We start from the raw sequence: 16042 nt of genomic DNA on the forward strand, positions 1-16042 counted from the left end.
CGAGCGATCAGGCAACAGGCCGCCAATGCCCGACCATATGCACCAAATCCCCCGCACCCACCAACCGTAAATCCCCACTGGCCCCCGCCGCACTGGCCAGCAATGTCACTTCACTGGGCAACCGCACCGGTTTCCTGAACTGCACCGCAATCTCGACATTCGCCGCCGGCAGATGCTCACTTAACGCCGCCAGCGTACGCGCCTTGTTCCACAACCCATGGGCGATGGCCATAGGGAAACCGAAGAGTTTGGCGCTGACGGCACTCAGGTGAATCGGGTTGTAGTCGCCGGACACTTTGGCATACTGCCGCCCAATGTCCGACGGCGCTTTCCAGCGGGCCACCTCCGGCATCTCCAGCGTCGATGACAACACGTCCTCGACGGGCTCGCCTTCGAGTTTGACCCCGCGGCACAGCATCTGGCTTTCAGCTTCCCACAACGCCCCCAACTGATCGTCGAGCGTGGTCACCAGATCGAACGTTGCGCCCTTTTCATGGGGCTGAAGGTTTTGCACCTGAACGCTGACCCGCACGCGATTCACACCGCCCATTGGACGCAAGATGCGAATGCGGTTGCTCAGGTGAATCAACCCCAGCAACGGGAACGGAAATTCCTTGGCCGTCAGCAATCGCATCTGCAACGCGAACGCCAGGATGTGTGGATACGTCGGCGGCAGCAGGCCGTTGTCGGCAAAACCGCAGACCTTGCGATAGGCCGCCAGGCGCGTCGGGTCGACATTGACCCAGCAGCGTAAACCCGAATCGGGCAGGGTGGTGCCGGTAATTTTGCGTCGCGTCGCGGCCTGCACGTACAGTCCCGACAGGTTCGGTTCGCGGTTGAGTGTGTGCCAATCGATGATCATGCCTAAGCCCCCAAAACACTTTGTCCGCAGACTCGCAGCGCTTGTCCGGTAAACGCGCCGGTGCCCGGTTGAGCCAGCCACGCCACCGCCTCGGCGACGTCTTGCGGCAGGCCGCCCTGGCCCAGCGAACTCATGCGCCGACCGGCTTCACGCAGGCCGAACGGTAGGTGCGCGGTCATTTGGGTTTCGATGAAACCGGGTGCCACTGCGTTGATGCTGATGCCACGCTCATTGAGCAATGGCGCCAAAGCCTGGGCCAGGCCGATCAGTCCGGCCTTGCTCGCTGCGTAATTGGTTTGCCCGCGATTGCCGGCGATGCCGCTGATGGACGCCAGCAGGATCACCCGGCCGTTGGCGTGCAGGGTGCCGCTGTCGAGCAGCGCCTTGGTCAGCACTTGCGGTGCATTGAGGTTGACCGCCAGCACCGCGTCCCAGAATTCCGGGGTCATGTTGGCCAGGGTTTTATCCCGCGTGATGCCAGCGTTGTGGACCACGATGTCGATGCCGTCGGGCAGTTGCTCGACCAACTGCGCGGCGGTGTCTTCGGCGCAAATATCCAGGGTGATGCTGCGCCCGCCGAGGCGTGCGGCGAGGGCTTCGAGATCAGTCTTGGCCGGTGCTACGTCGAGCAGGATCACTTCGGCCCCGTCACGGGCCAGGGTTTCGGCGATGGAGGCACCGATGCCGCGTGCAGCACCCGTGACCAGTGCCTTGCGGCCGGACAACGGACGAGTCCAGTCCATCACCGGCGTGTTGCAGGCATTCAAGCGAATCACTTGCCCGGAAACGAACGCACTTTTGGGCGAGAGGAAAAACCTTAGCGGGCCTTCCAGTTGATCCTCCGCACCTTCGCCGACATAAATCAGCTGCAAGGTGCCGCCGTTGCGCAGTTCCTTGGCCAGCGAACGGCTGAAACCTTCCACCGCACGCTGGGCGCTGGCGGCGAACGGATCGCTCAAGGTCTGCGGCGCGCGCCCCAGAATCACCAGGTGCGCGTTGTGATCGAGGTTTTTAATCAACGGCTGGAAGAACTCGCGCAGCTGTTTGAGTTGATCGGTCTGCACCAGGTCACTGGCGTCAAACACCACGGCTTTGAGTTTGGGGCCGTGGCCGGGAATCCACGCAGTGGCCAGTGAAGGCTCGGTGCCGTAGCTGTAAATCGCGTCGGTCAGGCGGTTGGCGAAGGCACTGACTTTTTCTGTCAGCGGGCCACCGCCTATCAATAGCGCCCCTTCAACAGGGCGCAGCCGGCCAGCTTGCCAGCGCTCCAGCCGAACCGGCGACGGCAGACCCAGGGCCCCGACCAAACGATGGCCGATGGACGAATTGGCGAAGTCGATATAGCGGTCAGACATGGAACGCGCTCCAGCAGCTGGGGTTCAAAGTGTGGACCACGAATGGCGTTTAGTCGTTCGATCCACAAGATAAGGCCTACGCTTGTGGGTTATAGCCTTCACAGAATAGGGAGCTTTTCATGACTCAGCTGCGCCGCGTTGCGATTATGGGTGGTAACCGTATTCCCTTCGCCCGTTCCAACGGGGCGTACGCCACCGCCAGTAACCAGGCGATGCTCACCGCAGCGCTCGAAGGCTTGATCGAACGCTACAACCTGCACGGTTTGCGCATGGGCGAAGTGGTCGCCGGTGCCGTCCTCAAGTTGCCGCGGGACATGAACTTGACACGCGAGTGCGTGCTCGGTTCGCGGTTGTCTCCCGTTACGCCGGCCTATGACATCCAGCAGGCCTGCGGCACGGGTCTTGAGGCGGCTTTGCTGGTCGCGAACAAGATTGCCCTGGGTCAGATCGATTGCGGTATCGCCGGCGGCGTCGACACTACCTCCGACGCGCCAATTGGCGTCAATGAAGGCCTGCGCAAAATCCTTCTGCAAGCCAATAGCGCCAAGACCACCGCCGACAAACTGAAAACTTTCCTGCAACTGCGCCCCCGTCATCTGATCCCGGAACTGCCAAGTATCAGCGAACAGCGCACCGGCCTGTCCATGGGCGAGCACTGCGAGTTGATGGCCCAGACCTGGAATATTCCGCGCGCCGAACAGGACCAACTGACGCTGGAGAGCCACCAGAAAATGGCCGCGTCCTACATCGAAGGCTGGCACAACGATTTGATGACGCCGTTCCTCGGCCTGACCCGCGACAACAACCTGCGCCCGGACCTGACTCTGGAAAAACTCGCGTCGCTGAAACCGGCGTTCGAAAAAAGCGCCAAAGGCACTTTGACGGCGGGCAACTCGACGCCGCTCACCGATGGCGCGTCGCTGGTGCTGCTGGGCAGTGAAGAATGGGCCAAGGAACGTGGCTTGCCGATCCTCGCCTATTTGCGCGATGGCGAGGCGGCAGCGGTGGATTTCGTCAACGGCGCCGAAGGGCTGTTGATGGCGCCGGTGTATGCGGTGCCGCGTTTGCTGGCGCGCAATGGCCTGACATTGCAGGACTTCGATTACTACGAAATCCACGAGGCCTTCGCCGCGCAGGTGCTCTGCACGCTAAAGGCCTGGGAAGATCCGGACTATTGCAAAACCCGTCTCGGCCTCGATGCGCCGCTGGGTTCCATCGACCGCAGCCGCCTCAACGTCAAAGGCAGTTCACTGGCGGCCGGGCATCCGTTTGCCGCTACCGGCGGGCGCATCGTCGCGAGCCTGGCGAAGTTGCTGGAGGCAGCGGGGCAGGGTCGAGGGTTAATCTCGATCTGCGCCGCCGGTGGCCAAGGCGTCACGGCGATTATTGAGCGCTGAGGATCACGCTGTTGCCCTGTTGCTGCTTTAAAAGCCTGCATAACCGGCACCGAATACATTTGTAAGAATTGGTGACTTAGCCTAACGTCGGCCTCATCAGCCGTCCTGCGACATAAGACCAGTCAATGCCGACTAACGGACAACTTTCCCTAGAGCGGACAATTCCGACGCTGACGGCGCTGCCGCGTCCGCTGTATGCCCGTGCGGAAAGTCTCAATGCCGGTTCATGGACGCCGCCTCATCGACACGATTGGGTGCAGTTTTCCTACGCGATCAGCGGCGTTCTCGGCGTGCACACCGCCGAGGGCAGTTTCTTTGCGCCGCCGCAGTGGGGAATCTGGATTCCGGCGGATCTCGAACACCAGGTGGTGACCTCGATGCGCGCCGAAATGCGCAGCCTCTATGTACGCCGCGAGGATTGTGAATGGGCGGACGGGCGTTGCCGGGTGCTGGAAGTGACGCCTTTGGCCCGGGAGCTGATCAAGGGTTTTTGTTTGCTGCCGGTTGAATATCCACAGGGCGACAGCCAGGAATCGCGGCTGGTTGGCGTGTTGCTCGATCAGTTGGCACATCTGCCGGAAGTCGGCTTCTCGCTTCCGTTGCCGCGCCATGAACGGTTGCTGGGGTTGTGCAACGAGCTGATCGAAAGCCCTGAGCTGAACGTGACGTTGCAGGCGTGGGCCGAGCGGTTGGGCACCTCGGAGAAAACCTTGATGCGGCTCTTTCAGCGTGAAACCGGGTTGAGCTTTCGAGGGTGGCGCCAGCGGATGCGATTGCTGTCTTCGCTGAGTTTGCTGGAGGAGGGGGACAGCGTGACCAATGCCGCGCTGTCTTGCGGGTATGACTCGACTTCGGCGTTTATTGCGGCGTTTAAGAGCCTGTTCGGATTCACCCCGGGAGAGTTATTCAAGCAGTGACGGCCACCGGGGTTCTGAATCAGGTTCTAAACGGCTTGCCCGGTTTGGCCTGGGCAGCCTTGTACCACGGGCGCTGGCGCGGATCGTAATTGCTCAGCTTCGCATCGTCCGGCCAGGACACATAACCGCCCGCCGCGGTGCCGAGGATCGCATAGGCGTAGGACGGATGGCTGTTGCCCTGGTCCTGAAGCAGGGCGAAGATTTTTTTGTCCATCTCGCCTTGCGCAATGCACTCGGCGTTGGCGCTCATGTAGGTCTTGAGGCTGTCGTCGGAATTCTTGATCAGCGGTTGGGTCGCCAGGTAATCCACGTTCTGGCTGATGCCGTCAAAGAACAGTTGCATGGCGTTGCTGACCTGACGAATTTCACGGTCGGACAAATCACTGTGTCACTGATGAATTCGGTTGATGGAGGCGGAAATTGAGGTCTATTAAGAAAAATCCTACGAAGGGTATGAATCCAGGTGTCAACTTCTGTCGCAAATACCCTCCAAGCCTTACCGCTACAAGTGACGCTGGCTCAGCTATGATCTGGGGCGGCCAATGACGAGGGTCGGGTTTGCCTGATTAATCCGGCACAGTGAGTGCTTCTTGATGTCGATGGGAACGTTCATAGGTCGGCAACCCCTCCCCGGAATGAGTGGATTGCCGTATAACGAATGACTTTCGCGTGTTTGGTAATAAAGGACCCCCAATAAAAGCTGATGAAGACTCCAAAACGCATTGAACCCCTGATCGAGGACGGTCTGGTCGACGAGGTGCTGCGCCCACTCATGAGTGGTAAAGAAGCAGCTGTTTATGTGGTGCGCTGCGGCAACGAGTTACGTTGCGCGAAGGTCTACAAGGAGGCGAATAAACGCAGTTTCCGTCAGGCGGCCGAGTATCAGGAAGGCCGCAAGGTGCGCAACAGCCGCCAGGCTCGAGCGATGGCCAAGGGCTCCAAGTTTGGCAAGAAAGAAACCGAAGACGCCTGGCAGAATGCCGAAGTGGCGGCGTTGTTCCGTCTGGCCGGTGCTGGCGTTCGGGTCCCTCAGCCTTACGACTTCCTTGAAGGCGTGCTGCTGATGGAACTGGTGGCTGACGAGTATGGCGATGCCGCGCCGCGTCTGAACGACGTGGTGCTGGAACCGGATCAGGCGCGCGAGTATCACGCGTTCCTGATTTCGCAGATCGTGCTGATGTTGTGCACCGGTCTGGTGCACGGCGACCTGTCGGAATTCAACGTACTGCTGACCCCGACTGGCCCGGTGATCATCGACCTGCCGCAAGCGGTGGACGCGGCGGGCAACAACCACGCGTTCAGCATGCTGGAGCGGGATGTTGGCAACATGGCGTCCTACTTCGGGCGGTTTGCGCCGGAGTTGAAAAAGACCAAGTACGCCAAGGAAATGTGGGCTTTGTTCGAAGCTGGCACCTTGCACCCGGCCAGTGTCTTGACCGGCGAGTTCGACGAGCCGGAAGAGTTGGCCGACGTTGGCGGGATCATGCGCGAGATCGAGGCGGCACGCCTGGATGAAGAGCGTAAGCAAGCGGTGCGTGCGGCAGATGATGCACCACCGGGCAAAACCGAAGAGCCGCCTCCGCCCTGGATGCAGTGATTGGTTAAAGAAAACCCGGCCTCGGCCGGGTTTTTTATGGGTGGTAGGGGCTATTGTGTGGTGTCAGATGGATCGACCCCTCACCCCAGCCCTCTCCCCACGGGGGAGAGGGGGAAAGGGAGCTGAACTTCATTGCTTTCCAATCCTGAGTTCGACTCGATTCCTCAGGTCGATGTAGCTCAAAGAGCACCTCGGTCAGTCCCCTCGCCCCTGGGGGAGAGGGTTAGGGTGAGGGGGGAGCTTTCAGATCCACCCCAAATCCGTCTACCGTCCACCGCTCAAACCACACTCAAGGATTGAATGTGAACACCGCATTCCCCCGCAATGCCCAACTGATCATCGCCGCCCGTCTGGTTTCGGACTTCGGCGCCTTCCTCAACATGGTCGCCCTGGCCACCTACGTCTACCTGCTCAGCAACAGCGCCATGAGCGTCGGTATCTTCCTCGCATGCCGTGTGGGTGGAGGGATTTTCGCCAGCCTGATCGGCACCGCTTTCTATCGCCGCTGGCTCGGGCGCACGCCGCTGATTGCCTTCGACCTGTTGCGCGCCGGGCTGCTGGGCCTGTTGCTGGTGCTGCCGGTCGCCCAACACGTACTGCTTTTACCGTTAATTGCGTTCGGTCTGGGATTCGGCAACTCGATGTTCGCCATCGGCCTCAACAGCCAGTTGCCACATTTGATCGAAGGCGAACACCTGCTCAAGACTCCTGAAAGGGTTGGACAATGCAAATCTGGAACGACGATTTTTCTTTGGGGTGTTGCTGATGTCCTGCGGCTTTATCCTGATGTTTCAGCAGCAGACCCTTTACGGGCTGCTGCTGTTCTCGCTGCCAGCGGGCCTCGGCGACGGCTTCTCGGAAGTCGGCCTGATGTCGCGCTTGCAGCGTGAGCCGGACAGCCTGCGCCTGCCGATTTTCAGCTTCCTGACGCTGTTGCAAATGACCGGGTTCGGCGTCGGCATGCTGATCGCCGCGCCGTTCTATTCATGGTGGACGCCGGGTGCCGTGGTGCTGTTGTTCCACGGGATTCCCCTCACCACCTTGTTGGTGGTGAAGGGGCTGGCAATCAGGGGCGAGCGGGTTGGGCGCAACAGCCCGACTCCAGGTTCTTGAGGATCGGGCAGTCGGGACGGTGATCTCCGTGGCAGTGTTCGACCAGGTCCTGCAGGGTGTCGCGCAGTTGGCCGAGTTCGCGGATTTTCTGGTTCAGCTCATCAATGTGCTGACGGGCCAGGGCCTTCACATCGGCGCTGGCTCGTTGGCGGTCCTGCCAGAGGGTCAGCAGTTTGCCGACCTCTTCCAGTGAGAACCCCAGGTCCCGGGAACGCTTGATGAACGCCAGGGTGTGCAGGTCGTCGTCGCCGTAAACCCGATAGCCGCTGTCGGTACGATGGGCGGCCTTGAGCAAGCCGATGGATTCGTAATAACGAATCATCTTCGCGCTCAGGCCGCTCTGGCGGGCCGCTTGGCCGATGTTCATTGAGTGTCCTCCAGATCCTTGGGTTTCCAGGTTTTCAACAGTAACGCATTGCTCACCACGCTGACGCTCGACAACGCCATGGCCGCGCCGGCCAGCACCGGGTTGAGAAAGCCGAACGCTGCCAGCGGAATACCGATCAGGTTGTAGACAAAGGCCCAGAACAGGTTCTGACGAATCTTCGCGTAGGTCTTGCGACTGATCTCCAGCGCCGCCGGCACCAACCGTGGGTCGCCGCGCATCAGGGTGATCCCGGCTGCGTGCATCGCAACGTCGGTGCCACCGCCCATGGCGATGCCGATGTCTGCGGCGGCCAAGGCAGGTGCGTCGTTGATGCCGTCACCGACCATCGCTACCACGCCGGTTTTCTTGAGTGTGGCGACGGTGGCGGCTTTGTCCGCCGGCAGTACTTCGGCGTGAACATCCTTGATGCCCAGCGCCTCGGCAACCACTTTGGCACTGCCGCGATTGTCGCCGGTCAGCAGGTGACTGCTGATGTTGCGTGCGTTGAGTTGTTGCACAGCTTGCAGCGCGCCGGGTTTGAGGGTGTCGCCGAAAGCGAAGAGGCCCAAAACGCGTGTCTCGGGGCTTTGCTCGATCAGCCAGGACAGGGTCCGGCCTTCGGTTTCCCACGCGGTGGCGGAGTCCGCCCATTCACCTGCGCTCAAGCCGCTCTCTTCCAGGAGGCGACGATTGCCCAGCGCCAATCGACAACCGTCGAGTGTGCCCGCGATGCCACGGCCGGTCAGGGACTGGCTGTCGGTGACATCGGCCACCGTCAAGCTGCGTTCGGCGCAAGCGTCCAGAACCGCCTTGGCCAGCGGGTGTTCACTGCCGCGTTGCAGGGCGCCGGCCATTTGCAGCAGGGCCGCTTCGTCACCGTCTATGGCGCTCAAATGAGCGATGCGCGGAGTACCCGAAGTCAGCGTGCCAGTCTTGTCGAACACCACCGCACTGACTTCATGGGCGCGCTCCAACGCTTCGGCGTCCTTGATCAGAATCCCGTAACGCGCCGCCACCCCGGTGCCGGCCATGATCGCTGTCGGCGTGGCCAACCCCAGGGCGCACGGGCAAGCGATCACCAATACCGCCACGGCATTGATCAGCGCCGTTTCCATCGGAGCGCCGTACAACCACCATCCGATCAAGGTGGCCAGCGCAATCAGCAGGACAGTAGGGACAAACACCTGGCTGACTTTATCCACCAGTTTCTGGATCGGCGCTTTTGCAGCCTGAGCGTCTTCGACCAGACGAATGATGCGCGCCAGCACGGTTTCCGCGCCCAAGGCCAGGGTGCGAACGAGCAACCGGCCTTCGCCATTGATCGCACCGCCAGTGACCTTGTCGCCGGGTTGTTTGGGTACCGGCAGGCTTTCGCCGCTGATCAGCGCCTCGTCGGCGTGGCTCTGGCCTTCGACCACTTCGCCGTCCACCGGGAAGCGTTCACCGGGTTTGACCATCACCAGATCATTGAGGCGCAAGGCGCTGATGGCAACGTCCTGCTCGCGGCCGTCGATCACCTGAATCGCCCGTTCCGGCCGCAAGGCTTCGAGGGCGCGGATGGCACTGGCGGTCTGGCGTTTGGCGCGGCTTTCCAGGTACTTGCCCAGCAGCACCAAGGCAATCACCACCGCCGAGGCTTCGAAATACAGGTGCGGCATGCGGCCGGCGGCGGTGGCCCATTCATAGAGACTCAAGCCATAACCGGCGCTGGTGCCCAACGCGACCAGCAAATCCATGTTGCCGGCACCGGCACGCACGGCTTTCCAGGCAGCGACGTAAAAGCGTGCACCGAAGATGAATTGCACTGGCGTGGCCAACGCGAATTGCACCCAGGCCGGGAGCATCCAGTGCACGCCGAACGGTTGCAGCAGCATGGGCAGCACCAACGGCGAGGCGAGGACGATCGCCATGATCAAGGCCCAGCGCTCGCGGTGCAGGCGCTGTTGCTGATGGTCGGTTTGTGGGTGTTCAATTTCCCAGACACGGGCGCTATAGCCAGCCTTTACCACGGCAGCGATCAAGGTTTGCGCATCGATCTGACCCAGCAGCTCAAGGTGTGCACGTTCGTTGGCCAGGTTGACGCTGACGCTCTTGACCCCCGGCACTTTGGCCAACGCTCGTTCGACCCGGCCGACGCAGGAGGCGCAGGTCATGCCGTCGATGCTCAGTTCCAGGCTCTGTTGCGGCACGCTGTAACCGGCCTGCTGAACCGCATCCATCAAGGCCGGCAGGCTGTCGCTGGGCGCTTGAACCCGGGCCTGTTCGGTGGCCAGGTTGACGCTGACGGCAGAGGCGCCGATGACTTTGCTCAAGGCACGCTCGACACGCCCGGCGCAACTGGCGCAGGTCATGCCGGCAATCGGCAGATCGAAAGTGGTGGATTCGGACATCGGTCACGCTCCCTGTAGAAGATACCTACAGGATCAACCTTGCCATGCGGGCAAGGTCAAGCGCTATGTCCCAGATCAAAAGACCGCTACCTGATCGTTCCCACGCTCTGCGTGGGAATGCCTCAACGGACGCTCTGCGTTCGGCTTTTAAATGGGACGCGGAGCGTCCCGGGCTGCATTCCCACGCAGAGCGTGGGAACGATCGGTGTGGCGATCAATAGTCGAGGGCAGTGGGTTTCAGGTACATCCCTTCCTGCGTCATCGCAATCCGGAACTTCAGCACGTCACCGGCCTTGAGCGTGATGTTCTGCGAACCGGGAGCGAGCATGCCTGGGTTGCAACCCGGCGCCTGGCCCGGCAGCAGTTTCAGGCGCAGGGACACATTGCCCGGCGGCAGGTTGAACGAGGTGCTTTGTTCCTGGAATAACCGCGCCGACAACTGATCCTGGATATACACGCCAATCTCGCAGCTGGTCGAGACTTCCAGGCGCTCGCGGGAAATGATCAGTACGCCGTAATCCTCCCCGGCCGCATTGACCGAGGGCGCGACGGCGAAAAGGCTGAGAAAGCCAAACAGGCTGAGAGCTGACCAGCGCATGGCTGAATCTCCTGATGTCGAGTCATTGATGGACGCAGCTTGGCCGAGCGCGACGCCGATTGCCAGCCCGGCAGCTCACTTCAGAACTTGACCTTGCCATGGTGGCAAGCTCGAGACTGCACGCAACCTCACTCAAGGAGTCATCCCATGCAAGTGTTCAACGTTCAAGGCATGTCCTGCGGTCACTGCGTCAAAGCCATCACTCAGGCGCTGCAAGCCAGGGACCCTGAGGCCAGCGTGCGTATCGATCTGGCTGCGAAAGAAGTCGGCGTCGACAGTGCGTTGACGGCGGATCAAGTGATCGCGGTGATCATCGAAGAAGGTTACGAGGCGAAAGTCGCCTGAAGCTTTTTAATAGTTAGCGACCTAACGGAATGTTCAAGGCGTCCATGCGCGGCTAGACTGTCGGGCTGCCGACCTCATGTCCAACTGGATGCCTGATGAACCTTCGTACCATTTTGATTCTTGGCGCCTTGAGCGCCTTCGGTCCGCTGGCGATCGATTTCTATCTGCCGGCCTTCCCGGCGATGGCGCTCGCCTTCGGCACCGATGAAAAGCACGTTCAGCTGACCTTGGCGGCGTATTTCCTGGGCTTGTCCATCGGTCAGCTGGCTTACGGCCCGGTGGCGGATCGCTTCGGGCGACGCATTCCCTTGCTGACTGGCGTCGGCCTGTTCACCGCAGCCTCCCTGGCGTGTGCCTATGCGCCGAATCTCGAATGGCTGATTGGCGCACGTTTTATTCAGGCGCTGGGTGGGTGCGCGGGGATGGTGATCGCCCGCGCGGTGGTCAGCGATAAATGCGATGCGGTGGGTTCGGCGAAAGTCTTTTCGCAGCTGATGCTGGTGATGGGCCTGGCGCCGATTCTTGCGCCAATGCTGGGCGGGCTGTTGGTCAACACCACGGGCTGGCAGTCGATCTTTCTTGTGCTGAGCGGTTTCAGTGCGCTGGCAGGGTTGGCCGTGGCGCTCGGGCTGCCGGAAAGTCTGCCAGCCCATGTGCCGCGTCAACCGTTGTCCGGCGCGTTGCGTCAGTACGGTCGACTGTTGTCGGATCCGTTGTTCCTTGGCCACGCCTTGACCGGTGGCATCGCCATCGCCGGGATGTTTGCCTACATCGCCGGTTCACCGTTCGTTTTCATCAAGCTTTATGGCGTACCGGCCGAGCATTTCGGCTGGTTGTTCGGGACCAATGCGGCGGGTTTCATTCTGGTGGCGCAGGTGAATGCGCGACTGCTGGCCAAGCGTGGCCCGGCGTTTCTGCTGGTGCGCACCGTGTGGATCTACCTCGGCGCGGGTCTGGCACTGCTGGCCGTCAGTTCGTTGCACACCGCGCAGTTATGGCCGTTGCTGATTCCGCTGTTTATCTGTATCGCCAGCCTCGGTTGCATCCTTCCCAACGCTTCGGCCTGCGCCATGAACGGGCAGGGCGCTCGCGCCGGCAGTGCATCGGCGATGCTCGGATGCCTGCAATTCAGCGTCGCCGCCGGGGCAGCAACACTGGTGGGTGTTTTACACGATGGCAGCGCCATGCCGATGGCCATGGTCATCAGCCTGTGCGCAATTCTGGTGGTGAGCGTGGCGATGCTCACCCGACGTTTGCAAAATGCCCGGGCACTGGCTCACGCCCAGGTCTGAGGACAAACTTAGCCAGCAGCGCGCTGCTGGTGTTCATTAATTTGATGAGGTGCTTGTAGTCGCGCTTCAAGGGTGCGGGTGAAGGCGCGAGCTTCGGCTTCGCTGCGGAATGTCACGGCGTGTTGGTCCAGGCGGACCTGCCACTGGGATTTTGCCAATTCTTTTATCAGGATCTTCATTGCTGATCTCTCCTCTCGTAAAAGATGTCACATAAAAGATTGCACCGCAGAGTTCAAGATTGTAGACCCGAATACGATCGCAATTGTGACAACGGTCAATCTTCTGACTGACGGTGTCATCCTCCCCTGGACGACACCGATGCCGTCTCGCATTAGAACCCTTCGAGCACAATCTTGCCCTTGGACTTACCGCTTTCCAGCAGTTCATGGGCACGACGCAGGTTCGCCGCATTGATGGTCCCGAAGTGCTCGCCGACCGTGGTTTTCAGCGTCCCGGCGTCGATCAGCTGCGCAACGCGGTTGAGCAGTTTGTGCTGCTCGATCATGTCTGCAGTTTCGAACAGCGAGCGGGTGTACATGAACTCCCAGTGCAGCGACAGGCTCTTGCGCTTGAGCTTGGTCACGTCCAGCGCCTTCGGATCATCAATCAGGGCCAGTTTGCCTTGCGGCGCCAGTGCCTCGACCAATTGATCCAGGTGGTGATCGGTCTGGGTCAGGCTGGCGACGTGGGTCACCTGGTCGAGGCCGGCGCGTTTGAGTTCTTCGCTCAACGGCTGGCTGTGATCGATCACAAGGTCGGCACCCAGCTCTCGAACCCAGCTCTGGGTTTGCGGGCGGGAAGCCGTGCCGATGACTTTCAGCCCGGTGAGCTGGCTGGCCAATTGCGTGAGGATCGATCCCACACCGCCCGCGGCACCGACGATCAAAAGGCTCTGGCCTTCATCGGTTTTGCCTTCACGCACTTGCAGACGCTCGAAGAGTAATTCCCACGCGGTGATAGCAGTCAGCGGCAGCGCGGCGGCTTCGGCGAAACCGAGGGTTTTCGGCATATGGCCGACGATCCGCTCGTCTACCACGTGCAGTTCGCTGTTGCCGCCAGCGCGGGCGATGGAGCCGGCGTAGAAGACTTTGTCGCCGGCCTTGAACAGCGTTACTTCATTACCGACGGCCTTGACCACCCCGGCCACGTCCCAGCCCAGCACTTTCGCCGCGCCACCTTCGGGCTGGACGTTCTGGCGCACTTTGGTGTCCACCGGGTTGACCGAGATGGCTTTGACTTCCACCAACAGGTCGCGCGGGCCGGCAACCGGTTCCGGCAGTTCGATGTCTTGCAGCGAGTTTGAGTCGCTGATGGGCAAGGAGGCGTAGTAGGCAATGGCTTTCATTGGGGCTCCTGAACAGTAATAAAGAAGGCAGAAATCAGGCGATGGAACGCAGGCGCTTGAGGTCGAAGTGTTCGAGAAAGTCGCCGGCCTTGTCGCGGAAGTTCTGGATATGCGCGCTGGCGTCGTGAGCTTGCAGGGCTTCGTCGCTGCTCCAGTGTTCGATCATGTAGAAGGCGTGAGGATTGGCGAGGTCCTGGTGCAAGTCGTATTGACCGCAACCGGCCTCGGCGCGGGTCGGTTCCAGCAGCGCCCGCAGGTGCTGTTCGAGGGCGTCCTGCTGGCCGGCTTTGGCGATGAGGGTGGCGATAGCGGTAAAAGGTTGGGACATGTTCGACTCCGGGAACGGGATGAATTCGATGGGATGGATGATTGGCTATTTCTCTGCAAGATAAAACCCGCTAAAAGAGCAGTCTCTTTCAATATTTTTTTGATAATCGAGGCTGAAAAATGCTGCGTTTCGATGACTTGCAGTTGTTTGTCCGGGCGGCGGACCTGGGCAGTCTGTCTGCGGCGGCGCGTGGGATGGACATGTCGGCCGCGGTGGCCAGTGCGGCGTTGAAGCGCATCGAACAGCAGCTCGGCGCGCGGTTGCTCGCCCGTTCTACCCGCAGCCTGCGGTTGACCGCTGAAGGCGAGGGGTTTCTCGAATACGCTCGGGCCGCCTTGAGCAATCTTGATGAGGGGCGCCGTTTATTGGCCAGCGGTCAGGACCAGGTCAGCGGGATTTTGCAGCTGTCGGCGCCTTCGGACTTTGGCCGCAATCTGCTGTTGCCATGGTTGGACGAGTTTCAGCGCGAGCATCCCAAACTCACGGTGCGCCTGCTGCTGGGCGATCGCATCGCCGACCTGTTCCGCCAACCGGTGGACATCGCCCTGCGTTACGGCGAGCCGGAAGACTCAAGCCTGGTGGCGCTGCCCATCGCCCCGCAGAACCGCCGCGTCCTCTGTGCCGCCCCGAATTACCTGGCCCGTCATGGCGAGCCGCGACAACTGGAGCAACTGGCTCAGCACAATTGCCTGCTGTTCATGCTCGGCAGCCGGGTCCACGATCATTGGAGTTTTCACGACGGCAAGCGCGAGGTCAGCCTGACCGTCAGCGGCGATCGATTCAGCGATGATGCCGATGTCGTGCGGCTGTGGGCCGTGGCGGGTGCCGGGATTGCCTACAAATCCTGGCTTGATGTCGCCGCCGATGTGCTGGCCGGTCGATTGAAAGTGCTCATGCCGGAACTGCTCTGTGAGCGCGCACCGCTGAATTTGTTGTGCGCCCATCGCGCACAATTGAGTAAGCCGGTGAACCTTTTGCGGGAAATGCTCGCCAGCCGATGCGCCCGGTTGCGTAGCCAATTTCCGACGTTATCGGGCCCCGATCATTAGTCGCAGGCAAATAGCGAAATTTCACTCAGGAACTATCACCACCAATGGTTTCCCAAGGGCAGGAACCGGCGGATAACCCGCCTATACTAGCGCTCGCCTCATGTACGCACCGTCGATCTCGCAATGGCGAGTCCACATCCGAGTCAGCCAGGCCCCATGGTCAATCGCCGCGGCTTTGCGAAACCTGCGAAGCAATGGCCTGTGCGATTGGCAGGCTTTGCCCGGGTTATGGCGGTTTCCTCGCCTTGGCCGACGACACATTACTGGTCAAGATGTCTCTGAGCAGTAGACGAAACGATTCAACAGGGAGTGAATACATGGAACATGCACCTTGCATCAGCCAGATCGCCACGCTGCTGGCTGACCCAAAGCGAAGCGCAATGATGTGGGCCTTGATGGACGGCTCGGCGCGGCAAAGCGAAGAGCTGGCCTTGTTGGCCGGCCTGTCACCGTCTTCGGCCAGTGCACATCTGGGGCGTTTGTCCGCCGGAGGTCTGTTGAAAGTCGAAATCCGCGGCCGCAAGCGGTTCTTCCGTCTTGCTGCGCCCGAAGTGGGTGCCGCGATAGAGGCACTGGCCAGCGCCACCCTGGCCAGCACGCCTCGGGAAATCCCGGACGTTTTCAAGCGCACGGCCCCCCTCGCCAAACCTCCGGTGGCGCCTTCGTCATTATTGCGCGCCAGGCTTTGCGACGACCATCTGGGCGGCACCCTTGCCGCCGATCTTTATCAGCGCCTGCTGGATGCGGGCTGGATCGAACAGTCCGATCAGCGGGTCATGATCACTCACAAGGGCGCCACGCAATTGGCGACGCGGGGTGTGTTCATCCAGGCGCTGGCCCATCGCAACAGCCGAGTCGCTTGCGCTTGTCCGGACTGGAGCGAAAGACGCCCACACATGGGCGGATCACTGGGGGCGGCGTTGCTGCAATTGTTCATGCAGTCCGGTTGGTTGAGCCTGCCCAACGATTCGCGAGCCTTGCAGATCACCGCCGCGGGGCAGCGTGAAATCCATCGGTTCGCCAAGGAAACCGAGCTGGAAATGGCGTTGTAGACGCATCGAGATCGACGTCCGAAGCTTCGGGCGTC

15 protein-coding genes and 2 pseudogenes are annotated in these 16042 nt (G+C 60.9%); 8 read left to right on the forward strand and 9 right to left on the reverse strand.

Translation table 11 applies throughout. The features are described from left to right. Positions 1 to 7 precede the first annotated feature (7 nt). Together ACYZT7_RS04285 and ACYZT7_RS04290 are read right to left on the reverse strand one after the other, a co-directional pair. Positions 8 to 862, reverse strand: coding sequence for a MaoC family dehydratase (locus ACYZT7_RS04285; RefSeq protein WP_462040081.1), 855 nt, complete (start codon positions 860 to 862; stop codon positions 8 to 10). A gap of 2 nt (positions 863 to 864) precedes the next feature. Next, complete coding sequence (locus tag ACYZT7_RS04290) at positions 865 to 2217, reverse strand: 3-oxoacyl-ACP reductase (protein WP_462040082.1); 1353 nt, start codon at positions 2215 to 2217, stop codon at positions 865 to 867. A gap of 119 nt (positions 2218 to 2336) precedes the next feature. Here ACYZT7_RS04290 and ACYZT7_RS04295 point away from each other — a divergent pair, with 119 nt between their 5' ends. Beyond that, complete coding sequence (locus tag ACYZT7_RS04295) at positions 2337 to 3614, forward strand: acetyl-CoA C-acetyltransferase (RefSeq protein WP_462040083.1); 1278 nt, start codon at positions 2337 to 2339, stop codon at positions 3612 to 3614. Positions 3615 to 3739: 125 nt separating this feature from the next. Beyond that, positions 3740 to 4531 carry an AraC family transcriptional regulator gene (locus ACYZT7_RS04300; RefSeq protein WP_462040084.1) on the forward strand — a complete coding sequence of 264 codons (792 nt, stop codon included), beginning with the start codon at positions 3740 to 3742 and terminating at the stop codon, positions 4529 to 4531. A 22-nt stretch (positions 4532 to 4553) separates the two neighbouring features. Here ACYZT7_RS04300 and ACYZT7_RS04305 read toward each other — a convergent pair. Further along, positions 4554 to 4913: pseudogene (locus tag ACYZT7_RS04305) on the reverse strand (methyl-accepting chemotaxis protein); the annotation flags it as partial. A 321-nt stretch (positions 4914 to 5234) separates the two neighbouring features. On the opposite strand from ACYZT7_RS04305, the gene ACYZT7_RS04310 reads away from it, so the two are divergent. Together ACYZT7_RS04310 and ACYZT7_RS04315 are read left to right on the forward strand one after the other, a co-directional pair. After that, complete coding sequence (locus ACYZT7_RS04310; protein ID WP_123369234.1) at positions 5235 to 6128, forward strand: PA4780 family RIO1-like protein kinase; 894 nt, start codon at positions 5235 to 5237, stop codon at positions 6126 to 6128. 380 nt (positions 6129 to 6508) lie between these two features. Then, a pseudogene (locus ACYZT7_RS04315) lies at positions 6509 to 7241 on the forward strand (hypothetical protein). On the opposite strand, the gene cueR reads toward ACYZT7_RS04315, so the two are convergent. The 3 genes from cueR to ACYZT7_RS04330 form a co-directional block, all read right to left on the reverse strand. Further along, positions 7195 to 7608 carry a Cu(I)-responsive transcriptional regulator gene (gene cueR / locus ACYZT7_RS04320; RefSeq protein WP_008156539.1) on the reverse strand — a complete coding sequence of 138 codons (414 nt, stop codon included), beginning with the start codon at positions 7606 to 7608 and terminating at the stop codon, positions 7195 to 7197. The pseudogene ACYZT7_RS04315 and the gene cueR overlap by 47 nt on opposite strands. Further along, a complete protein-coding gene (locus tag ACYZT7_RS04325) occupies positions 7605 to 9998 on the reverse strand; it encodes a heavy metal translocating P-type ATPase (RefSeq protein WP_462040085.1) in 2394 nt (797 codons plus the stop codon). The genes cueR and ACYZT7_RS04325 overlap by 4 nt, the downstream gene beginning before the upstream one ends. A gap of 214 nt (positions 9999 to 10212) precedes the next feature. Next, positions 10213 to 10596 carry a hypothetical protein gene (locus ACYZT7_RS04330; protein ID WP_462040086.1) on the reverse strand — a complete coding sequence of 128 codons (384 nt, stop codon included), beginning with the start codon at positions 10594 to 10596 and terminating at the stop codon, positions 10213 to 10215. A gap of 147 nt (positions 10597 to 10743) precedes the next feature. Here ACYZT7_RS04330 and ACYZT7_RS04335 point away from each other — a divergent pair, with 147 nt between their 5' ends. Next, positions 10744 to 10941: a heavy-metal-associated domain-containing protein gene (locus ACYZT7_RS04335; protein ID WP_462040087.1), complete on the forward strand. Its 198-nt coding sequence runs from the start codon at positions 10744 to 10746 to the stop codon at positions 10939 to 10941. Positions 10942 to 11036: 95 nt separating this feature from the next. Further along, positions 11037 to 12233 (forward strand): multidrug effflux MFS transporter, encoded by a 1197-nt coding sequence (locus ACYZT7_RS04340; RefSeq protein WP_462040088.1) that lies wholly within the window; start codon positions 11037 to 11039, stop codon positions 12231 to 12233. An 8-nt stretch (positions 12234 to 12241) separates the two neighbouring features. On the opposite strand, the gene ACYZT7_RS04345 is transcribed toward ACYZT7_RS04340, so the two are convergent. The 3 genes from ACYZT7_RS04345 to ACYZT7_RS04355 all read right to left on the reverse strand — a co-directional run bounded on the left by ACYZT7_RS04345 (position 12242) and on the right by ACYZT7_RS04355 (position 13906). Continuing rightward, on the reverse strand, positions 12242 to 12412 hold the full coding sequence (locus tag ACYZT7_RS04345) for a hypothetical protein (RefSeq protein ID WP_282376845.1): 171 nt from the start codon (positions 12410 to 12412) through the stop codon (positions 12242 to 12244). Between the two features lie 152 nt (positions 12413 to 12564). After that, positions 12565 to 13578, reverse strand: a complete 1014-nt coding sequence (locus ACYZT7_RS04350; protein ID WP_462040089.1) for a zinc-binding alcohol dehydrogenase family protein — start codon at positions 13576 to 13578, stop codon at positions 12565 to 12567. Positions 13579 to 13612: 34 nt separating this feature from the next. Next, positions 13613 to 13906 carry a putative quinol monooxygenase gene (locus ACYZT7_RS04355; protein ID WP_462040090.1) on the reverse strand — a complete coding sequence of 98 codons (294 nt, stop codon included), beginning with the start codon at positions 13904 to 13906 and terminating at the stop codon, positions 13613 to 13615. A 119-nt stretch (positions 13907 to 14025) separates the two neighbouring features. On the opposite strand from ACYZT7_RS04355, the gene ACYZT7_RS04360 reads away from it, so the two are divergent. Continuing rightward, a complete protein-coding gene (locus ACYZT7_RS04360; protein WP_462040091.1) occupies positions 14026 to 14955 on the forward strand; it encodes a LysR family transcriptional regulator in 930 nt (309 codons plus the stop codon). 317 nt (positions 14956 to 15272) lie between these two features. Then, positions 15273 to 16007, forward strand: coding sequence for an ArsR/SmtB family transcription factor (locus ACYZT7_RS04365; protein WP_462040092.1), 735 nt, complete (start codon positions 15273 to 15275; stop codon positions 16005 to 16007). Positions 16008 to 16042 lie beyond the last annotated feature (35 nt).

It is taken from the genome of Pseudomonas sp. RT4P38, from assembly GCF_054897765.1.